The organism is Anaerobiospirillum sp. NML120448 (assembly GCF_023050945.1).
Taxonomy (GTDB): domain Bacteria; phylum Pseudomonadota; class Gammaproteobacteria; order Enterobacterales; family Succinivibrionaceae; genus Anaerobiospirillum.
In genome coordinates, this window is sequence record NZ_JALKIM010000056.1 from 1 (window position 1) to 22,783 (window position 22,783).

General features: G+C 38.8%; 8 protein-coding genes. 5 read left to right on the plus strand and 3 right to left on the minus strand.

Translation table 11 applies throughout. The annotated features are described in order from the left end of the window. Positions 1–157: 157 nt before the first annotated feature. On the minus strand, positions 158–3,784 hold the full coding sequence (locus MXE38_RS09055) for an IS3 family transposase (RefSeq protein ID WP_246914099.1): 3,627 nt from the start codon (positions 3,782–3,784) through the stop codon (positions 158–160). Between the two features lie 94 nt (positions 3,785–3,878). On the opposite strand from MXE38_RS09055, the gene MXE38_RS09060 reads away from it, so the two are divergent. The 3 genes from MXE38_RS09060 (at position 3,879) to MXE38_RS09070 (ending at position 10,085) form a co-directional block, all read left to right on the plus strand. Then, positions 3,879–4,658: a flagellin gene (locus MXE38_RS09060; protein ID WP_246914100.1), complete on the plus strand. Its 780-nt coding sequence runs from the start codon at positions 3,879–3,881 to the stop codon at positions 4,656–4,658. A 411-nt stretch (positions 4,659–5,069) separates the two neighbouring features. Next, a complete protein-coding gene (locus tag MXE38_RS09065; protein WP_246914101.1) occupies positions 5,070–6,005 on the plus strand; it encodes a flagellin in 936 nt (311 codons plus the stop codon). Between the two features lie 309 nt (positions 6,006–6,314). Further along, entirely contained in the window at positions 6,315–10,085 is a 3,771-nt protein-coding gene (locus tag MXE38_RS09070; protein ID WP_246914102.1) for a hypothetical protein, read from the plus strand. A 730-nt stretch (positions 10,086–10,815) separates the two neighbouring features. Here the strand turns inward: MXE38_RS09070 and MXE38_RS09075 are convergent. Both MXE38_RS09075 and MXE38_RS09080 read right to left on the minus strand, forming a co-directional pair. Then, positions 10,816–12,291: an MATE family efflux transporter gene (locus MXE38_RS09075; protein ID WP_246914103.1), complete on the minus strand. Its 1,476-nt coding sequence runs from the start codon at positions 12,289–12,291 to the stop codon at positions 10,816–10,818. A gap of 411 nt (positions 12,292–12,702) precedes the next feature. Continuing rightward, positions 12,703–14,109 (minus strand): MATE family efflux transporter, encoded by a 1,407-nt coding sequence (locus MXE38_RS09080; protein WP_246914104.1) that lies wholly within the window; start codon positions 14,107–14,109, stop codon positions 12,703–12,705. Positions 14,110–17,322: 3,213 nt separating this feature from the next. On the opposite strand from MXE38_RS09080, the gene MXE38_RS09085 reads away from it, so the two are divergent. Both MXE38_RS09085 and MXE38_RS09090 read left to right on the plus strand, forming a co-directional pair. Continuing rightward, on the plus strand, positions 17,323–19,290 hold the full coding sequence (locus tag MXE38_RS09085) for a ShlB/FhaC/HecB family hemolysin secretion/activation protein (RefSeq protein WP_246914105.1): 1,968 nt from the start codon (positions 17,323–17,325) through the stop codon (positions 19,288–19,290). Between the two features lie 280 nt (positions 19,291–19,570). Then, entirely contained in the window at positions 19,571–22,489 is a 2,919-nt protein-coding gene (locus tag MXE38_RS09090) for a filamentous hemagglutinin N-terminal domain-containing protein (RefSeq protein WP_246914106.1), read from the plus strand. The last annotated feature ends 294 nt before the right edge of the window (positions 22,490–22,783 follow it).

Genomic DNA, 22,783 nt, shown 5'->3' on the forward strand with positions numbered 1-22,783 from the left:
TATCATGTTTGCCCCTACACGACACCCTACAAGTATAAAAAATTTTTACAAGACAAAATTATAGCTAGCACTGATAAATATCAGAGTTGTATAATGCATTCATGATTTTTTGCTACTAAACACAGGTAATAAGTGATTTGCAAGCTTTCAGTTACGATTAGCCTTGACTGTTTTGAGGTGCACTTGCTTGTTGGTTTTTCCGCTCTCTGTGGAGCTTTAAGAAGTGCTCAGGAGGCAAGCCATTGCAACGACCATTAGGACGGTCAAAGTTGTAGAACTCAACCCACTTTGCAGTCTCTTCACGTACTCTTTGACGAGTTAGTTCAGTGGCTGGAATACGAGCAATCACTTCTTCTTTAAAGCAGCCATTGAGGCTTTCAATCATAGCGTTGTCTAGGCATCTTCCTAGGCCAGATACACTACGCATAAACTTTTCAGAATTGTCAAATTCCTTACAGTATTCTAGGTGCAAGTACTGATGACCACGATCAGTATGTACAAGACAGTAAATACCATCTGGTGCCATTCTAATGACCTCTAGCTGACCGCTTTTAACCATCTCAACTGTTTCCAGTTCTGATAGAGTTGCAGTGAGAATCTTGCCCGAGAATGCATCTTGCCAGAAAGCTACATATAACTTGCCTTCTACGCAGTTAACCTCAGTGATATCTGTACAAATCAACTGCCACTCATCCGTTGGGTTAAAGTCTCTTGAGACATAATTTGGCACGAGGTTATCATTTACGCCATGGTATGAGTCATATTTACGCTGCACCGTATTCTGTTTTTGATACATAGCTCCATTTACTTTCATGGATTTACGTACAGTTTTTACGCTACATGCTATGCCAAACTCGTTATCTAAGTGAGCTGCCATTTTGTTGGCTCCAAAATTCTTCTTTTGCTCAATATTGACGAGAACGACGGCTTCACTTAGTGCGTTAGCATCCTTATATGTAGGCAGTTCGTCGCGCTTTCTGACTTTCTCCATATAAAACTCTCTTCCAGCTGAAACATCAAATACGTGACGAGCTACAAACTTATTGACGTTGCCTTTCATCTTATTGGTGAAATCAAGATAACACTTTACTAGTATCGCAGAGTAATCTCCTGAATATTGGCCTTCTGTGCGGCTAGGTACTTTGAGCACAGCTTCTTTTGCTAACATGTAGGTAGTGATAGCAATAGTAAAGTGTTTCTGATTTGACTCTTGGACATTTGTAGGCAGAGTGCAAAAACCCTCACTAAATGGGTTTACAATTGGCGGTCTTCCCCTTTTACCTTGATATTTAGCCTTATACTCTTCGGCTGACATACCAATATCATATCCCATTAGTCTCTTAAAGGCTTCTTTAAGCCATTCTGGGTTTGAGCTAATATCATCAATAGACTTAAGAGCATCAAAACTTGTAATGCCTAGCCTGAGCGTTTCATCAAGCATTGATACTCTTAACATCAACTGAGAATCTTCCGTCTCAGATACTAAGTCACAAATACCTGTATTATCAGCCTCTAATGTATCTGCATTAGCACTAATATCAGCATCTAAAGAGGTTTGTTGTTCCTCTTCTGAGGCAGTATCCGCTAGTAGCTCCTTTGCATGTATAGGCATCAGCTTCATAAAGCTCAAACCAGATAAATCATGAGGCACAAACAGCTCTTCTGGTAACAAAGAGATGTTCTCAACAGCGCACTTAACACATGGCCAGTATCCACCCATGTCACAATCAATTGTTGCGGTACAGTTGTATACAACCTCGTAAGAATGACAATCAGCTGCTGGCTTAACAACTGAAATGCTGTTAGAGCTAGCTTTTACCTCTGGATTACCAGCAGTCTTATCGAACATAGCATGAGCTAAAGGATAAACAAGGGTATTTAGCGCAATGAAGCTTGTATCAGGAGCTTTACTACCCTGCTTGTAATTAAACTTGTCAGGTAACTCTCCACACTTCTCTAGAAGTCTTTCCTGCTCGCTTTTGTAGTTACAAACTTCTTTATTGCGATAAACTGACTTTCTAACTGACTTCTTCATAGCGCTGCCACGGCGTGCTTTGCCAAACAGTCTTGGAGGCAACTCTGTATTGACTTCGCGATTAAAGGAGTCTGATGATATGGTAAATATCAAATCTGCACTGGTAAAGCTCTCTCTTGTTTCATGATCAATTTGACCAATGTAGAAAGGGTGCTCTTTAGCTCCTTTTGGGCAATATACACCTGCTTCCACGAGGTTATTTGCAGTGGCTGTATCCCCGCTGGCAGGCACTCCAGTGGCTGTTTTTCCGCTGGCAGGCATTCCAGTGGCTGTTTCCCCGCTGGCAGGCACACCAGTGGCTGTTTTTCCGCTGGCAGGCATTCCAGTGGCTGTTTCCCCGCTGGCAGGCACACCAGTGGCTGTTTCCCCGCTGGTAGGCACACCAGTGGCTGTTTCTGCGCTGGCAGGCATTCCAGTGGCTGTTTCCCCGCTGGCAGGCACACCAGTGGCTGTTTCCCCGCTGGTAGGCACACCAGTGGCTGTTTCTGCGCTGGCAGGCACACCAGTGGCTGTTTCCCCGCTGGTAGGCACACCAGTGGCTGTTTCTGCGCTGGCAGGCACACCAGTGGCTGTTTCTGCGCTGGCAGGCACACCAGTGGCTGTTTCTGCGCTGGCAGGCACACCAGTGGCTTGAAGATAGTTATAATATCTTGCAAAACCATCTTTTTTATGGTATTCTGGTACGGATAAGCCATTCTTCTGATAGAAGAACTCTAGAATGTCAAAAGGATCGGATAATCCTGTTGTTTTCTGAATTTCCTTAATAAATAACTCAATGTTTGTTGATGCAGGAATGTTTGGAAAAATTGGAACAAAGTCTTCCTTTTGCGCTTCTTTATTGACTTGATATCTTCTGAGTTCGCCTCTATCAAGTTTGTATGTAAAGGCAACAAACTCTTGAGAAAGCTCAAATGTGCCCATCAAGCAAATTAGGCTCTTTACAGTCTCTAAATCATAACGCTTTGGCGCACATCTTTTACCGTACTTTAGAAACTCCTCAGTACCGTGCAGCTTGATGAATCTGAGATCACAACGTACTGATCCAACATCAGTTTCAAGATTTTTAGCAATTTCTACTGCATTAAGCTTTTTTGAGCTTTTAGCTATTGCAACAAGCTGTTCTGCATAAGAGCTAGTCTTATCAAAAATACAATGAGCCTCTTCTTGAGGTAAAATATCTTTGTACTTCTTAAGATCTTTTACGTTCTTGATATCTAGATAGGTGTGCTCTGCGGTATCAGAGCGCAACATATCTTCATGTGCTAAAAGCACATTTCTTAAGCTATTTCCTTTGTTTTTTCTTACAATCTCATCAATAGCATTCACATTCCATGTGTACCACATAGGATCAACAATCTTGTTGTCCTCGTTAGGAATAAAAGAAGCTACGGATACCCCCTTAATCAGGGGGTATCCGAGCTTCTTACGATAATCTACTAGTGTTCTAAAGCCTACAATTACCTTTCTAGCGAGAACGGTAATATGAGAATCACACAAGCCAGCAGCATATGCCAACTCTACTAATTTACAGGTTTGCTCTAGATCATAGAGATCTTCTTTGTACTTGCCTTCAGTTTTTACTAAATGCTCATAGCTATGGAACTTAGCTATGTCACGAAAGAAGTTAATTGCTCCGTCTGTAAGGCCTGTTAATTCACGAACCTGGCTTTTTAAAAGCTCACCACTCATCATTTTAGGAATGAGTTCTATGCATAAAGAGCGTTGATGTTGAGTCATTAAACGTGGCATAAAATTACTCTAAAACTGCCTAGCATAAAATTAAAACAATTGCAAGTTTTTCCAAACCCGCTTTTCAAGATCTTTGGTATTTATTTTTTTGATAGTGGTCATTATACCAAACCAAGGTAATCGCAACACCAACGACGGTATTGCCTTAGCTCAAACCATCGAAGGTGCCCTCGACGAAACCACCAACATGCTCCAACGTATCCGTGTCTTAGCCGTGCAAGCTGCCAACGGAACAAATACGAACGAGGATCGTAAGGCATTACAACAGGAAGTAAGACAGCTTTCCGAGGAAATTACTCGTATTGCCAAGCAAACAACCTTTGCAGGTGGCACTGTTCTTAATGGACCTCAGAAAGTTCAAGGTAATAATGTTACAAACTCTAAAAGCTTAATTCCAAATGGAGGCATTCTTACTTTTCAAGTAGGCGCAAATGCTGGTGATACTCTGGGCTTAAATTGGAACAAGGCTTTTACCATGGACGGCCTTGCTGACATGGCTAAGATTACACCTGCTGCTAATAAAACTGAAATTGCTAATAAGGGACTTGTTAATAGCCAAGGCACTTTTTTCTGGTCAGTAACTGGAGCAGACTCTGCAAAATCTACTCTCACATATATCGATTCATTCATTCAAGTTGTAGATTCTAAGCGTGCTGAGCTTGGCGCTCTGCAAAACAGAATGGAAAGCACCATTCGTAATCAGGCTTCTATTGCCGAAAATGAGGCTGATGCACGTAGCCGTATTCGTGATACCGATTTTGCATCTGAGACTGCCTCTTTAACTGCCAATAACATTATTCAGCAGGCTTCTCAGACTGTGCTGGCACAAGCTAACCAGCGTCCAACTATTGCTCTTAGCTTATTAGGTCAATAATCTTTAATAGTAATTCTCTCTTTTTCGAATTTTATAAAGGCGAACTTAGGTTCGCCTTTTTTATTGCTTTTGTTCTCAAGAGAGTTGTGAGAGATAGACCTGAGAAGCTTAGTAGTTGGTATTTAATTTCTTTAGAGGGACTGAGGGGCAATATTATTCTTGAGAATGTATTTTATTGTTAAAAGCGGCAAGTGAATAAGGACAACTTATAAGAAACTACAAATAAAAGAAAGAGACCATAGCCTATAAATCCCTTAAATAGCGCCTTTACAAGGTAAGTATTGTGTTTATTGCAATGTGGCACACATGTTGCTCACCATAAGTATATACAAGAAAGAAATTCAGCTTTTAGCTGGTAGTTGTTAAGCAGACTTGTTTGTTGCAAAACAAGAAAGAAGGGAGAGACTTATTATGGCCTTATATGTAAACACCAACGTCAGTTCTATTAATGCGCAAAGAAAATTAACTAATGCAACCAATAGCCTGAATACTAATTATCAGCGCTTAGCCTCTGGTCTTCGTATTAACTCAGCAAAAGATGATGCTGCAGGTCTCCAAATTTCCGATCGCTTAACCGCACAAATCAACGGTTTAAATCAGGGAAATCGTAACACCAACGACGGTATTGCCTTAGCTCAAACCATCGAAGGTGCCCTTGATGAAACCACCAACATGCTCCAGCGCATCCGTGTCTTAGCCGTTCAAGCCGCAAACGGAACAAATACGAACGAGGATCGTAAGGCATTACAGCAGGAAGTAAGACAGCTTTCCGAGGAAATTACTCGTATTGCTGATCAGACCACTTTTGCAGGCGGTTTGGTTCTTAATGGTAAATACGACCAAAACAATAATAAAAACAGTTTAATTCCTGCTGATGGCAAGTTATTATTCCAAGTAGGTGCTAATGCTGGAGATACCTTGTCTTTAAATTGGGAAAGCTCTTTTGATATGAGTGGTCTTGGCGGTTTAGCTGGACTTACCGCTGTTACTGACCCTACAAAGATTGCTAGTCAAGGATATTATAAGAGTGGTACTAAGTATTTATGGTCAGTAACCAGTGCTGATGCTGCTACTTCAACATTAAAGAATATCGATTCCTTTATCCAGGCAGTAGATTCCAAGCGTGCAGAGCTAGGTGCCATCCAGAACCGGATGGAAAGCACCATTAGAAATCAGGCTTCTATTGCCGAAAATGAGGCTGATGCACGTAGCCGTATTCGTGATACTGATTTTGCCTCTGAGACTGCCGCTTTAACTGCCAATAACATTATTCAGCAGGCATCTCAAACTGTACTTGCACAAGCTAACCAGCGTCCAACTATTGCTCTTAGCTTATTAGGTCAATAATGGATTAAATCTCTTTCTTTCTTGTAATTTAAAGGCGAACTTAGGTTCGCCTTTTTTGTTTTAGGTTGATTGCTGATTTTGCTGTGCTCTATGAGGGCGGGCGATTAGAAAAAAATGTGTAAGTGGAGTATGATCAATAATTGGCAAATTGTCATTTTGTACTTAGCTTACTAGTGATTAAAAAGTCTTGTAAGTAAGCCGTTTTATTTTGTTTTGTTAATCAGTTTTTCATTAGTACTCTTTAAAAGAAGTGGTAGTAAATGTTCGTAGGATCACTAACTTCTTTTTTAGGTTAAAGGTTCTAAACATATGGTTAAAAGTGCCTTATCCATAACTTTAGCTTTATTACTGGGCTCAAGCATAGTGCCATGTGTCTATGCTATTGAATATGATGAGTCTCATGAGCAAGTTACCAATGATTTAGAACATGAAAGAGCACAAGCCTTAGAGCGTGCCCGTAATCGTGCTCGTGAGCAAATTGCCAAACAAGCAGAACAAGCTGCTAAAGCTCAAGCGCAGCAAGCGCAGCAAGCACAGAAAGGTTCTCCAAAAGGCTCTACTGAAGCCGAGAGCTATGCTATTGTTATATCCTCTTTAAAAGAGAAATTTAGCAATAAAAGCGATTTACAAGATTATGAAGGTCAGGCTTTAAGTAATAGCTCTGCAGAAGCTGCTGCTGATGTTGCCAAGAACCATAGTACTAAGAATAGTCAAACAGCTACTGCTTTAGCTAAAAGCGCTATTGATTTTGAAAACGAGCCTAGTGAAATAGAGGATGAGACTTTTGCAACTCTCGAAGGCGATGCCAAAGAATCTAGTGTAGAGGTAGTACAAGAATCTGGCGATATAGCTAAAAATGAGCTTATCGAGGCTAATAACAAAGTTCATGAGTGGCGCAATGATGCTGCCTCCGCTCGAGCAGCGGCTGTACAGTCAAAGGACAAGGATAAGGAATTTGTTGATCCTCTGGCTAAAGAGGCTCAGCCTTCTTTACTTAAGCGTATTTTTGGAATAGGGCTTAACTTAGCAGAGGCTAATCCTGTAGATGATATTAGTGCCGCTAATAGCCAATATCTTAATTTAAAGGTATTTGGTGATGTAGAGACCCTTATGAGCACAGCCGACGGCTCTGATACATTGCTTAAGACTATACCTTATAAGATTACTGATGACATGCTTATTCCTTATCAGATTAAGCAACAAGAAACGGCAGAAGAGCTGCACAAAGGTATTTCTTTTGTGGCCTATTTATTCCACATGTATACCCCACAGGCCTCTACTTATAAGATTCCAACTTTCTTTATTGATGCTGCAAAGCTTAATCAAGCACGTACTAGCGTAGCTTTTGGCCAAGATGCTGATTATCAAAAGCTCGTAAGTACCAAAGGCTCAAGTAAGTCTTATCCTCTGTACCATTTAAATATGGTGCGTGATCTCGTTTATACTGAGGGCCCATGTAAGGGTCTTAGCTATATTGAGGCGGATCTCAAGGGTAAGTGCAAAGTAGATCAACAATATAACGGTATTTTATTGTTATCCATGCCTTTGCCTGAAATTGAAGATGAAGGTATTTATACTGGCGTACCTCTCCAGATTACACCTAATGTTTTAAAGTCTAATTTCTTTGCTCAAGGCATGGAAGTAGGTGCTCGCTATATTGGCTTTCATACCTCCTTTGATGAGGTTAAGCAGAAATTTACTTCTCCATTGCATTCTTTAGATAAGCATATTTACTCTCCCACTTTAGGTAGATTTATTTATGAGAATACCTCTTACAAAGACATTGATCCTAACTGCACCCAATTTGATAGTTCGCAAAAGTGTCAGCTGTATTTTGTAGGTATTGAGGTTAACAAGCTTTTAAAGCCAGGCAATCAAGATAGTGAATTTAATTTAAATGTAGTTGGATCGCTCGATTTAGGAACTCCAGACGTTAATATCGCTCCACAAGCCTTAGCTTATGAAGCTGTAGCAAAGGATGAGTTACTTCGTGCCCAAGAGGTAGCCAATGCCTCTCAACTAGCCCAAGAACAAGCAGATAAAATTGCCAAACACAAAGAGGCTGTTGATAAAGACCATAAGGGCATAGCCATTGGCGATTTAATGAATAGAGGTGCAGAGCAAAAAGCCTCTGAGGCTCAAGATAGAGATGCTCAAGAATTAGCAGGCAAAAGCCTAGAGAGTTCTATGTCAGAGCAATCTACTAATGAGAATGCACAAGAGCAGTTGGCTAATAATGAAGCATCAATCAATGCTAATGAGAAAAAAGATGAAGGTTATGGCATTGATAAGCAGGATAGTCTTGAGGCTTTATATGGTATTCCTATCTCTTTTACTCGTTTAGGCAAACCATCTTTAAACTTACGTAATACTATTTTGTCCTCAGATCAGTACAAGAACTACACTTTATTGACTGAATTGGAGATGGCCTTATTATCAGATTTAGGCTATCGCTTAGAGCCTAGAGAATTCTTTGGTAATTCGATTTATAGCTTTGGCTCTGAGGATAATCGTATTACCCGTCATGCTCGTAGACCTTATGCTTTCTACGATCATAGAGTAGGCACTTATAATGTAAAACGCCCATCACGTATGCCTCTGGGTATTGGTGTGCATATTTACGGCTCTTACAATGACGTTATCCATGATGCTATGGTTAATTCTATTGGTGAGGGTTCTTTAGGTGTACGTATTGATGGTACTAAGAACTATTATTACCAAACCTCAAACTCTTCTATTGTTACCAAGGGAGATAATAGTACTGGTATAGGCTTTACTTATGGACGTAACAATAGTGCCTATATTTCAGGTTATGTAGGTGCCTTAGGTAAGGGTGGCATTGGTATTAAGGTCGACATGGGCTCCAATATTTACTCAGATTTAATTGAGTATCGTGGCTCCTATATCCGTGTTAGAACTTTAGATTATTTACAAGGGTCTGCCAGTGTTGAGGAGGCTTCTAGAGTGCCTTTACTTGACGATTTAAATGGCCCTCAAGTTGAGGATTTGATTATTGATGGTGTGGTTGAGGGTTCTCAAGCAGCTATCTTAATTGATGAGTCTTCCTTTGTTAAAAATATCATTATGACTACAGATGCTGTGGTTAATGGTGGTATTTATTCAGCATGGAGCCCAAGTGCCAATGGTAAAGGTCAGATTATGCTGTATCATGACGGCAAAAATACTGATCTTATTGATGCTCAAATTCAATTGCCAGAAGATGAGAGTTTAAAGGATTTAACTACTCGACAAATTATCGATCGCAAGCTCACTACTAATATTAATTTAGGTGTGTTACTTGATGAAAATAACAAACCAATAATGCATGATGCAGAGAAAAATATATATATAGGTAATGAGAAGTCACGAGTAGTGCTCTCAGGTGATATTAGTGGTTCAACATTTAATTTACGTCACTTTGCGGGTAATTCCACTATTTTAGGTGATGTAAGAGCTAATCGTGTGGTAGTTTACAACGGTATCTTAAGCCTAAGTGGTAATGCAGGTTCCATTAATCAAATTAGGAATTTGATTTTGCGCTCTAAGTCAGTATTAGACTATGTAAATGGTGAATCTAGCCATACTTATGTTGACGGTAATATTCGCTTAGGACGTAATGTCACCATTCGCATTGACGCAGATCCTGATGGTATGCCTTTAGATGATATTTCCTATTCTGGAAAGTTCAGTGTAGCTAATTATCAGCTTACTATAGAGCCTGGTGTGAACTACATTGATATGCGACGTTTGGGGGCTGATCCTAAGGCATTTATGAACTTTATGGCTAACTTTGTGGATCAATGTAATAAGCGTTTTGCTCAAGATGGTATAGTTTTAAGATTCCCTCACTATTTATGGGATAATACAGGTGGTTATGGGCGTGAGATTAAGTGTACTGCTCAAGGCTGTCATTTAGGAAACTTTGTTTCCAGTGAAAATAGCTCCAATGTTACTGATGTTGAGCCTTGGCGTTATTATTTATCTTTTGGTGGCTTGATATTATTAATTCTCTGCTCTTATGGCTGGTATTACCTACATTGGTTTAACTTTAGCTGTTTTAAAGCAAAAGATAATAAATAAATACTGTTTCTAGAAACTAAAAAGGGGACATAAGCTTATAGCTGTGTCCCTTTTTGTTTTTAATGCACCTATATTTCAAATTAGTGCATTGTCGTGGCAGGTATATGCGTTTCATCCTATAAAAACAGGAAAACACTACAATGACACTATAGGTATTACTGCATTGTCGTGTAATTGTGTTTATTTCACTATTATCTTGCACAATAAAGCTGACGCTGTCGAATTTTGAAAGATAGGTGTTTAAGTAAGGATTATAGGGCAATAAGAGGCGGTGCTATGGCTCTACAGGTATATTACCTTAAGCCCTACAATACTTTGACAAATAAGGTATCACTTAATTAAGTACAAGCTGCCTAATATGACCTGCAATAGTATTTAAGAGGCCTCATAGCCTAAATGCTTTAAGCCTTATGGATTTATGTACTCCTAGCCTTATAGGCTTATATCCGCACAGCTCTAATTGTAAGTTGTGTAAGTGTATGGATTATTAAGGTGTTGGGGCGGGCGATGTATAGTTGAGCGCTACTAGGCTTAAGCTTTTAGGGTAAAAGAGAAATAGGGTAGGTGACTCTTTTTTGGTGGGTATTGGGCTCGTACTTTTTTAGCCATGCTAAAGAGCGCTAGTGTAATAGAGCTTTGGTGGGGACTTTGCTGATAAAGAAGACTAGCAGCAAAGAGTAGTATTCTCTTAGAGCTGCTAGTCTTCAAAATTAGTTAAAGAACACTGCTGTTAAGATGAATGATTAGCATCTTTTTGTATTTGCTCCATGGTTTCTGAGCTTGAGAGCACAAAAGTGCGTGGTAGGACGCGCTTTTTAAATAAGTAAATAATGCGGGCTACGTATAAGACGCTAGCGCAAGTAAGAGCGCAAATAAAGCCAATCCAGAAACCTTGGGCAGCCATAGGCTCATCAACAATTAAGCCATAAGCTAAGGTATAACCAATAGGCATACCTACAATCCAGTAGGAAATAATGGTGATAATAAAGATAGTCTTAGAATCTTTAAAACCACGTAATACGCCAATTGAAATTACCTGTAAACCATCAGGGAAGAGGTAAGCAGTACAGAACATTAATAAGATAGAGCCTAAAGCAAATACTTCGCCGTCATCAGTATATTGCTTAATGATCAAGTCATTACCAAAATACAATGCTACAAAGCTTAGGATATAGAAGAATAGGCCTAAATATAATGCTCCCATGGTAGTACGATGAGCACGTCTCCAGTGACCTGCACCCATAGCCTCACCTACACGAATAGTAGTAGCAGAAGCAATGGCTAGCGGGATCATAAAGACGATACCTGATACGTTCATAGCAATGGAGTGAGCTGCTACAGTAATTGGTCCAAATGGACTTAGTAATAAAGCAACTAAGGAGAAGCAGGTAACTTCAATAGTTGTTGATAAAGCCAATGGAAAACCAAAACGTAAGAACTCTTTAACCTCAGACCAGGTAATAGGGTATGACTGCTCATAAATACGGCAATTTTGGAAGTATTTAGCTTTCTTAATATAGATAAGCATAAATACAACTGTAATATAGATAGTAATAGTAGTGGCTACACCACAACCAATACCACCTAATTCAGGTGCGCCAAATTTACCAAAAATAAAGATGTAGTTGAGCGGAATGTTTAAGATTAAAGCGATAATACCAAAAATGGAGGATGGCAGAGTATTACCTAAACCCTCCCAGTAACCACGCAAAATATTAAACATAGCAAAGCCAGGCATACCTACAGCTACGGCGATTAAATAGCCCTGACCAACACGCACCATTTCTTTATCAACATTAGGCATGAGTTTGTAAAACAATGGCAGCATACAAACAATAGCACCAATAATGACTGAGGTAATAAGAATGATGATGGTGGCTAAATGCATTTTACGAGCAATTAAATCAGAGCGACCTGCACCTCTTAATTGAGCAACTGTCGGTTGAATAGCCAATGACATGCCTACTAAAAATAGTACGGCAGGCCAGTAAAATGAGGCACCAATGGCTACGCCAGCTAATTGTACAGGGCCTGCAATGCCTGACATTACTGTATCTACTACTGACATTGCGGTAGTAGCAATTTGTCCTAGAAAAATAGGCCAGAATAGTTTAAAGGTTCTTTTAATATCGTGAGTATAGCTAGGAACGAACTCATCGTCGGCGATAGAAGCACTAAAGCCCTCTGGCTTAATGTTGGTTTGCATAGAAATTACTTTTCCAATTAAGTCTTCAGACAATAAAGCAAAATTAAGTACAAAGAGTACTTATCCAAAACGTTACAAAACAAAAAATTTAGTTTAGCTACAACTCTAGTTTTTCAGACATGAAACACATCCTTAGAAGGTCAAAGCCTTATGCAAAGATGATTGAAGGCTCATTAGTCTTGGTGTAAGTCTTATACAGGAAATGCAGAGCCTCAAGATGCCTCCTTATACGCAACTACAAAACTTACGAAATTCTTAAATTAGTAAAACTAAGGCTTATTACAATTAACTTTCCTTATCTTGCCTATGAGTCTTAGTTGTACACTTTTATAATCCTTGCTTATATGCCTTGTGCTAGTACAAGAGCAAGTGACCATTAATAATGCCAATTTTTGTTGAGATGGCACTTACTTAGCTAGTAAAGGTCTTTGGTAAATAATGTCGCTTAAAAAGATAAATAATGCGTGCAGTATAGAGAACACAGCCACTGCTTAAAGCGCAAATAAAACCTATCCAAAATCCTTGGGCAGATAAAGGTTCACTAGTTACCCATCCATAGCAAAGTACTAAACCTACTGGTAGACCAATTACCCAATAAATGAAGATGGTAATTAAAAAAATAGTCTTAGTATCTTTAAAGCCTCTTACTACACCAGATGCTACTGTCATTATGTTTTCGGGTAGCAAATAAATTAGGCAAAAAATTAATAAAGTAGCTCCTAAGATTTGTACTTGGCTATCACTTGAATACAGAGCAACAATGTTTTCTTTAAAGAAGAACAAGATGCTAAAGTAAGAGATATAAAAGATTAAGCCCAATACAAAAGCCGCTTTTGCTGCCTTATCAGCTCCTTTCCAGTTGTTAGCACCTAAACATGCTCCCACTCTAATGGCCACAGCTGAAGCTAAAGACAGAGGGATCATAAAGATCACACCCGAAACATTCATGGCAACAGAGTGACTGGCTATAGTTATCGGGCCAAAAGGAGCTAAGAAAAAAGCTACTAACGAAAAACAAGCCATTTCTATAGTGGTAGAAAAGGCCAAAGGAGTAGAAATCATTAAGTATTTTTTAACTTGCTTGAAGGTAATATGGTAGGTGCACTCAAACAAACGGCATCGAGTAAAGTTTGGTGAAGTGCGCACATAAAAATACATCAAGATGACAGTTAAATATACGGTTAAAGTAGTTGCTACTCCGCAACCAATACCGCCTAATTCAGGTGCTCCAAATTTACCAAAAATAAAAATATAGTTAAGTGGAATATTGATAAATAAAGCAAAAAAGCCAAACACCGAAGAAGGTAGGGTAATGCCTAAGCCTTCCCAATAGTTGCGCATAATAGCAAATAGGGCAAAACCAGGGATACCTGCTGCTGTGGTGTATAAGTACCATTTTCCAATGTAGATCATTTCCTGATTTACATTAGGCAACAGAGTAAAAGCATAGGGCAAAAAGCAGGTTGCAATACTTAATACTACTGACACAGCTAAAATCACAACTGTAGCTAAATAAACCTCAGGAGCAATACGCTTAAAGTCTTGAGCTCCTCTTAGTTGAGCAACTGTTGGTTGAATAATGAGGGCTAATCCAATCACAAACAAACAAGTTGGCCAAAAGAAAGAGGCTCCTATTGATACTCCAGCTAAATGTTGCGCTCCTGCTGCTCCTGCCATTACTGTGTCTACTACACCAGTAGCAGTAGTTGCAATTTGTCCTAAAAAAATAGGGCCAAAGAGCTTAGCTGTATCAACAATTTCTTGTTTAAGCCAAGGGCTATTATTGGAACTAGGTGCAGTGGATTGTAAGTTGGACATTGCAAATAATCTCCCACCTTTAACAATGAGCACAATATAAGGGTAAAGCTGTAGCAAACTTAACAGCAGCTATGTAGTCAGGCGTGACCGAAAAAGAACCAAATTTAAATCGTGCTGAGGTGACTAAATTTTTTGTTGTATAGGCAATAGCTATACCTTTCTTAAGACAGAAAGATATGAAATCTAGTAAACCAAGTACTTATCTAAATGAGATAAACAACAAAAAATAGTAAATAGCCATGGTGGTGGGATAAATTTCTAACAAAGCAAACTAAACGACTGTTTAAGTTTTTAATAGATCATGCTTAAAAAGTCGATTGTTAACGATAATATCAGTAAAAATGCAGTGGTTAATATCATAATCCAAGAAAAGTAAAAGTGCCATACAAGAACTTGAGAAAAGATACGCTCTAATGCCTTAAAAGCACACTAAATTACCTTCTAGCAATTAGCAAACAAGAAATAGATATTTATCTTTTTTAAACGCCAACTAGGCCCATAGAGCTTCACTCAAGTTTTAAGCGCAAAATATAGGGAAAAGTTGAGTGAATTAATTTTGTGAGCTGGATCGTAAAACCTGTAAAAGTCTAACACTAGCTTTGGCCTATCTAAGGCATTTATAAAAACCAATCATAATTATTTTGCCAAAATTTGTACTATTTTTTGCCCCTTTCTCCCCTTGTTCACTCAACTCTAACCCGCCTTATTTACTCGTAAGTAAGTTTTAGCTATGCTCACCACCAAGATTACTGCCATCAAGGCTCTTAAGAGTACTAAACAGTAATGATTATCATTGGTCATTTATTCGTTCATGCCTTTACTTATTCATTCATAGCCATAGCAGGGTATAGGCAATCAAACAGCGTAAGACATTAATGGCCATAAGATTAAGGCAGAAACTAATATTGGGACTGGGACTGGGACAAAAACAATAACGCAGCTAAAGCAGAAGTTTATGCGGTTAATCTTTGTTTTGAGGATAGCTTAGGGGAAGCAACAGAGCTTCAATCAAGTTTTTGGCGCAAAATAGAGGTAAAAGTTGAGTGAAATAATTTTGTGAGCTGGATCGTAAAACCTGTAAAAGTCTAACACTAGCTTTGGCCTATCTAAGGCATTTATAAAAACCAATCATAATTATTTTGCCAAAATTTGTACTATTTTTTGACCCTTTAGCTACGTGCTCGCTCAACTCTGGCTCGCCTTATCTACTCGTAAGTAAGTTTTAGCTTTGCTCATTGCCAATGATTACCCCTTAAAGGATATTAAGAGTACTAAACAGTAAGAATTATCATTGGTCTTTTATTAGTCCATGCATTCACTCATTCATTCCCATTGCTGGGTATAGGCAATCAAACAGCATAAGACATTAATGGCCATAAGATTAAGGCTGACACTAATATTGGGACTGGGACTAAAACAATAACGCAGCCAAAGCAACAGCTTATGCTGTTAATCATTGTTTTGAGGATAGCTTAGGGGTGGCAACATAGCTTCAATCAAGTTTTTGGCGCAAATTATAGGGAAAAGTTGAGTGAATTAATTTTGTGAGCTGGATCGTAAAACTTTTAAAAGTCTAACAATCGCTTTGGCCTATCTAAGGCATTTATAAAAACCAATCATAATTATTTTGCCAAAATTTGTACTGTTTTTTGTCTTTTTTACCCCTTGTTCAATCAACTCTAGCCAGCCTTATCTTATCTTATCTTTAGCTCTTTAGCGGGGATGCCTTTTCTCAATGGCAAGCATACTTCTAAACGCTATTAAGAGTACTAAACAGTAAGGATTATCATTGCTCTTTTATTTGTCCATGCCTTCACTCATTCATTCATGCCCATAGCAGGTCATAGGCAATCTAAGACATTAATGGCCATAAGATTAAGGCAGATACTAATATTGGGACTGGGACAAAAACAATAACGAAGCCAAAGCAACAGCTTATGCTGTAATCATTGTTTTGAGGATAGCTTAGGGGTGGCAACATAGCTTCAATCAAGTTTTTGGTGCAAATTATAGGGAAAAGTTGAGTGAATTAATTTTGAGAGCTGGATCGTAAAACTTGTAAAACTCTAACGCTAGATTTGGCTTATTTAAGCCATCTATAAAAACAAACCATAATTATTTTGCCAAAATTTGTACTACTTTTTGTCCTTTTTACCCCTTGCTCACTCAACTCTAGTCCTCCTTATCTTCTCTTTAGCTCTTTAGTGGGGATGCCTTTTCTCGCTGGCAAGAATACTCCATCAATGCTCTTAAGAGTACCAAACAGCAAGGATTATCATTGCTCTTTTTTTGTCCATGCCTTCACTCATTCATTCATGCCCATAGCAGAGTATAGGCAATCAAAAAGCATAAGACATTAATGGCCATAAGATTAAGGCAGATACTAATATTGGGACTAGGACAAAAACAATAATGCAGCCAAAGCAAAAGCCCTTGCTGTTAATCATTGTTTTGAGGATAGCTTAGGGGTGGCAACAGAGCTTCAATCAAGTTTTTGGTGCAAATTATAGGGAAAAGTTGAGTGAAATATTTTTGTGAGCTGGATCGTAAAACTTGTAAAAGTCTAAAACATAGTTTGGCTTATATAAGAGATTACTTAAGATTCATAAAAATTATTTTGCTCTGTTGGGTGTGTTGTTTTGAGGTGCTCACTCAACATCTTTAGAGAGTGAAAGTTATTTTCCCGTGATGAGTGCTTTAGGTAGCTTATTTATAAGGTACATACAGAGGACTATGTTGTTGGTCTTTTTATCGGCATATACATTGATAAATATTGATTTGTTGTATTGGTAAATCTGATGTTTATCGGCTTTTAGTAAGTTGGCTCAACTGAAATTTCTGACTCTTATAAAAGTGGGGTTGTTTGTTAGCAAAAGTGGTCAAAGGTGGGTGGTTTAATAGTTGAAGTTGAATATCGACTTGGATTGTTCGTGCTTGCTTATTTAAGAGCAAGTTTAAATCACAGTCGTATTTGGCAACTGTTCAAGCTTTTTATTCTGGCTCAATTCACCCTAAGAACCTCTATCAATAAGCCTGAACTAAAGGAGCTGTCTTATGTGATGGCAATAGTTTGATTCATCGCCTATGTGGATCTCTTTACTAAATATTGATTAGTAACCAAGCCTTTGAGAGCAGGTTAGTAAAGATGCACTTAGGTAGTAGGGAATAGTGAGTGTAGCTGCTATGAGCTTTACAAGTAATGCGTCTGTTGCAATGAAAAATTTTGGTCTCGTTTTAGGATCAATGTTATGGACTGTTAATTCCTCAGCACAAGATCTTAGCTGTGAGCAAAACCAATGTTTAAATGAGTGTGATGGTTATGAAATACAGTCAATTACAGACTCTTCAGTTAGTGATTTTCTTAAAGATAAGTATGCTTTTACTTATAGCTTTGACTCTTCTAACACTCAATTAGTATCCCGTGTTAATAGTGTTGAGCAGGAGGCCTTATCCAAATTTACCTTGATTAAATCTGATAAGGTAATCCATGACAAGGCTGATAACACTTTATCTTCTGTAATTATCAATAATCATATTTGTCCTATCCCTCAAAGATGTGCCGCTGTACAAGATAAGGACTCAGGTTTTGCCAATGTAGTTGCAGGTACTGATAGTGCTTTAGTTGCTCACAGCAATAATGCTATTGGAGCTGCTATGGCTCAATCCCAGCCAACAAGCAGCACCTATCGCTTTAATAACATGTCCTCTCAAAGCGTAGCAGCAGCTAAAACCCAAGATATGATGGCTTATTTGCTCAATATTCATATCACTCATGCTCCTCATATTGAGGATATGGCTTTTACTGAGGCAGCCTATCGCAGTATTGATCATTTAAAAGGACAGGTGATTAATGCCTCCACTTTACAAAACATGCTCGACTCTTTGTCTTCTTATTACCAAGAGCATGGTTATGCCTTATCAAAAGCTTATTTACCAGCTCAGACCATTGACAATGGCGTAATTGAGGTAGTGGTTGCCAATCCAAAATTCAACAACTTTACTATTGAAAATAAGTCATTGGTATCAGATGACTACCTTGCCTATTTAATGAGCGGTATCACTGACTTGTCAGGAAAGGATGTTACTACAGAGGAACTTGATAGTCAGATTAGAAAACTTGCTGATTTGGGTACTTTTTCTATGTTAGGAGAGGCTAATAATGCCGATCCTCATGGCCTATTAAAGGACATTGATTTTACTGTAGCTCCTACCCAAGATCGCTTTAGCTTTGCTCTCTTTACTGATAATCAGGGTAATAAGAGTGCTGGTCGTTATCGCTTTGGTGGTTTAGTTGAAATCCAAAGTCCTACAGGTAGTGCAGATCGCATGCTACTTAGTTACGCCCGCTCCAATGAGAAGCAAAATAATTACTCTTTAAGCTATCTTTTGCCTATTAACTCTCATCCAACTACCTGGGGCTTAGATGTTTGCTATAGCGATTATGAGCTTAGCGGCTTTTATCGTGAGTTAGGTGCTCAGGGTACTTCTTTGAGTGTAGATACTTATTTAGTTGAACCTGTTATTAGAACAGAGCAGTCTATGTTTAACCTCAAAGCTGGCGTACGCTATCGCAAATTAGTAGATGAATACAGCACCTTTGACTTGAAGTTTAAAAAGCATACCTGGTCAGGATACGCTGGTTTTTCTGGTTTTAATTATTTAGGTGATTTTCTCTTTAATCATGAGACCAAGCTCTTTGCTACTCGTGTCTATTGCGATGACGAATTTGAGGCTGTGCCTGAGCGTACCTATCTAACTTTAGAGGGCAAAGTAAGTTTGGGCTATAAATTTACTGATGAGTGGTATGCCCGTACAGGCCTTACTTATCAAATGGCTAACCAAACTCCAGATGGAGCAGATGCTTTCTTAGCTGGAGGTGACACTGGTCTAAGAGCCTATGAGTTTGGTGATATTAGCGGTGATGGTGGCTTTATTTGGAAAAACGAAATTAAGTACTTCCCTAAAGCTTTACCTCAATTTGAGTTTACTGCCCATATTGAGACTGCCAAAGTTTATTACCACGACTATGCAGATGAGAAAGCCTCAAGCGCAGGTCTAACAACAAACTTTCAATATGAGGGCTTTCAGCTTGAGGTAGATATGAGCCATGGTATTGGCACCATGCCTATATTTGCCCAGGATAGAGCTGCTATTAAGTTTAATTGCTCTTATAGCTTCTAACAGCGCTCCTTTTTCTTTTGGTTTTTTATATGGGTCTTTAGCGTAAATGCTGGAGGCTTAGGACACGCACGTCCTTAAAGACTAATTAATAAGTCTTTTTAGCAGAGCTAAAGCCCATCAACAGTCTTTAAACAAGCAAGTCAAGTTCTCGCCTAACAAGGTTTGATTACTTAAGAACAAACAGTTTTTAAGTTTCATTCTGTAGGTGGGCGAGGACTTTTTTAAGTGAATTTTTACCAGCCTTTCTAAGTGTTTATAAAGGTTTATTTTTAGGTGATATATGAAAACTAATACTTCTCTTTGTCAGCCTCAAGGCTCCCTTTTATCTCAAGGCAATGACGCTGCTCCTACCAATAATCCATGCAAGCTTAATAAGCTAGTAAAGCCAATGCTCTCTACCTTATTCCTAGCCACCGCAGTGGCCGTAGGTATGCCAACAGCTTTAGCCGCCCGCCCAACAGGCCTCCCAGTCATTGATAAGGCCAATAACGCTCATATTAGTCAAGATCACACAAGCCTAACCATTACCTCTGAAAAGGACAAAAACAATGCATTACTCCTCTGGAAAAACTTTAATGTGCAAGGTGGCAAATCAGTAAAATTTGCAATTGATGGCGTTCAGGCTAATACCAAGCCAGTCTCCTTTTTAAACGTAGTAACAGGCCCTGGCCGTAGCAACATTGACGGAAATGTCGTCGATGTAAGCAATATAACAGGCAAAGTTAATTTCTATTTGATTAATCCAAATGGTATCAATGTTAGTGAATCTGCCAATATTGCTAATATGAGAAGTGTTTATTTAGGCACTCAAAAGGTAAGTCAAAAGTTTCTTAATCAATTTAAGGATGGTGCTGCTCCTGCTATTGAGATGGCTGCTCTTCCTAATAATAAAGGTATGGGTAAAGTTACTTTGATTGGCACAGTGAAGGCTGACAACTTAAAGGTTAATGGCAGCCAAATTGTTATTGCTGATGCTAGCAATATTGTAACTGCGGACAGACAAGGTTCTGTTGAGCTGCATAGCTCTACTAATCGCATTGATGTAGGCGGAGCAAAGCAAGATAAGGCTTCGTTTGAGAAAAGAAGTGGTCTCAATGGAGTAAGTGGCAAGCAGGTTAAGGCCAGTGGTGCTCATGATAATGGTCAGTATGTTGAACACTTTGACCAAAAGGCTATCTACAGTATTCCTTTGCTCGATAATCCTTACGACAGCAATAATTTTGATGAAATTGCCAATGACTTAAATGGTAAGTATTGGTTAGCTGATGACTTGGTTGTAGAGGCTAATGACCGTCTTATTGGAGATCAGGCCTTTACAGGTAAGATTGATGGTGCTTTCCATACCATTAAGTTTACTGGAGAGCTTAGCAAGAATGGCCAAAGCGCTGATTACGGTGTATTTGGTAAGTTAGACGGCGCTCATATTGCTAACTTAAAAGTCATGTCTGAAAAGTTAGTAGTTAAGGATGATTTAAAGGGTAGCAAAATCAACTTAGGTGCAGTAGCTGGAACCATTAAGGACAGTACTTTACACAATGTAGAAGTTGTTGATTTTAACTATAGCTTTGCTCAAGGCCTAGTAAGTGCTGATTCTGCTTTAGGTGCATTAGCAGGCAAGAGCGAGGGTAAGAATACTTTTAGCAATGTACTTTCTTATTATGATGTCGCTACTCAAGATATGCTTGGTCAAAAAGCAGCTTTAGGTCAGCTTCAATACATTGGTTCTTTAGTAGGAAATAATGAAGGCACCATTAATACTAATTTACTAGTATCAGGTATTAGTCAGGCTAAGTCTCAATATAAGCTTAATGCTATTGCTATGGGCAATAAGCAAGATGTTAGCTCTGATATCAATAGTGCTTATGACAAAGCACTACAAGCCTTGATGGCTCAAGGTAAGAGCAAGCAACAAGCTGAGACTGAGCTCAATAGCACTTATGCTTTTAGCTTATTAGAGCAAGGTGGTAAGAGCACAGTAGTATTTGGTGCTAATAAGGGCTTTTTAAAGCCATTTTTTATTGAGGACTTTAACTTTACTTATGATGGCAAGATTCATAATTATGAAGATTTAGTCAACAATGAAGGCTTTAAGCTTGAAAACTTACTTTCTAAGAACAATAACTTAAATTATGCACAAAAGGATGCAGGCAATTACGGTTTTAACTTTGTTACTAGAGTAGAGAACCAAGATTTAGGTCATGAGTATTTCTTTAGCTATCAATATGCTGGCGATACTTGGGATCAATCACAAGGTGGTTCATTAGCTTTACAAAATCGTACTAATAGAGCTGATGCTCTAATGGGTGTTGGCACCTTAAACATTAATAAAAAGACTATTTCTCTAGAGCTTAAAGACCAAACCATTGAGCATGATGGTAAGCCAAACCTTGAGATTAATCGTGATACCATCAACAACTATGACCAAGTAATAGGTTCATTAGTACATGGCGATAAGATTGATGATTTACATCTGTCTTTACAGTTAAATGGCTCTACTATTAGCGCTAGCGCCAATAGCAATAATTATGAGGTTGTTATTAAGGATGGTGTACTAACTAAGAAGCCTGCTCCAGTACCAACTCCAGATCCTTTACCTCAGCCACAACCACAACCACAACCTGAGCCTCAGCCTTTACCTCAGCCACAACCAGAGGAAAAGCCAGAGGTTAACCCAAATCCTTTACCACAAGAGCCAGAGTTTAACCCTCAGGATAAGCCTAACGATGACAGCAATAAGAGCTTTGCTGATTTAGTTGGTGCTCAAAGCAAATGTCAAAACTGCTCTCATTATGAGCAAGATAAGTTTTTACCATTTGCTTGGCTCATGGATAACAGTTATGTCTCTTTGGCTGGTTTAGATTTTTCTGAGATGGTTTTTTCTTATTTAGACCCTGATTATGACGAGTCTTCTATCTTTATGCCTAACAATAATAAGTTAGTGGCATACAACGATGTTGATTTGACTATGAGCACTACTAAGGAGATCTTTAAGCTTATGAACTCTACTCTAGAAGAGCACAGTCTAGCTAACAAGCTCAGCCAATTAGCTATGGAGATTAAGCACAAGGCTGAATACGTGCTTAGTATGATTGCTAACAAGGGTGAGCATAAAGATACATTAGATAGTTCAAGTCAGGACTTAGCCAAGGCAGCTAATGAGGCTTCAAGCAAGCAAAATGCTGATGATTTAATTGGCTAAATAATAGTTTCCTTTCTAAGGAAGTGTTAAGGCATAGGGCAGCAGGAGCAATTCTGCTGCCTTTTTAATAGCTTTCTATCTAAAGACCGTTAACACAACTTTAGTTTGCAAAACGAACCGCATAGTAAGTATGGGCAGTAGGGATAATCCTGCTGCCCTTTTTTTTATTTGTTAAGTTAAGTGCTAAAGGTTCACTCATTCATTTAAGGGAGGGCCATACAGAGGGTAGTTCAATAGTTTTTTTACAGATATTAAGTAAAAACCTCGTGAAAGTGGGCAGTGGGAGTAAGTCCT

Excerpts from the sequence above, each read along its gene's own strand:
- MXE38_RS09080 (WP_246914104.1), bottom strand. The coding sequence starts at position 14,109 with ATGTCCAACTTACAATCCACTGCACCTAGTTCCAATAATAGCCCTTGG.
- MXE38_RS09065 (WP_246914101.1), top strand. The coding sequence starts at position 5,070 with ATGGCCTTATATGTAAACACCAACGTCAGTTCTATTAATGCGCAAAGA.
- MXE38_RS09085 (WP_246914105.1), top strand. The coding sequence starts at position 17,323 with ATGAAAAATTTTGGTCTCGTTTTAGGATCAATGTTATGGACTGTTAAT.
- MXE38_RS09055 (WP_246914099.1), bottom strand. The coding sequence starts at position 3,784 with ATGCCACGTTTAATGACTCAACATCAACGCTCTTTATGCATAGAACTC.
- MXE38_RS09090 (WP_246914106.1), top strand. The coding sequence starts at position 19,571 with ATGAAAACTAATACTTCTCTTTGTCAGCCTCAAGGCTCCCTTTTATCT.
- MXE38_RS09075 (WP_246914103.1), bottom strand. The coding sequence starts at position 12,291 with ATGCAAACCAACATTAAGCCAGAGGGCTTTAGTGCTTCTATCGCCGAC.
- MXE38_RS09070 (WP_246914102.1), top strand. The coding sequence starts at position 6,315 with ATGGTTAAAAGTGCCTTATCCATAACTTTAGCTTTATTACTGGGCTCA.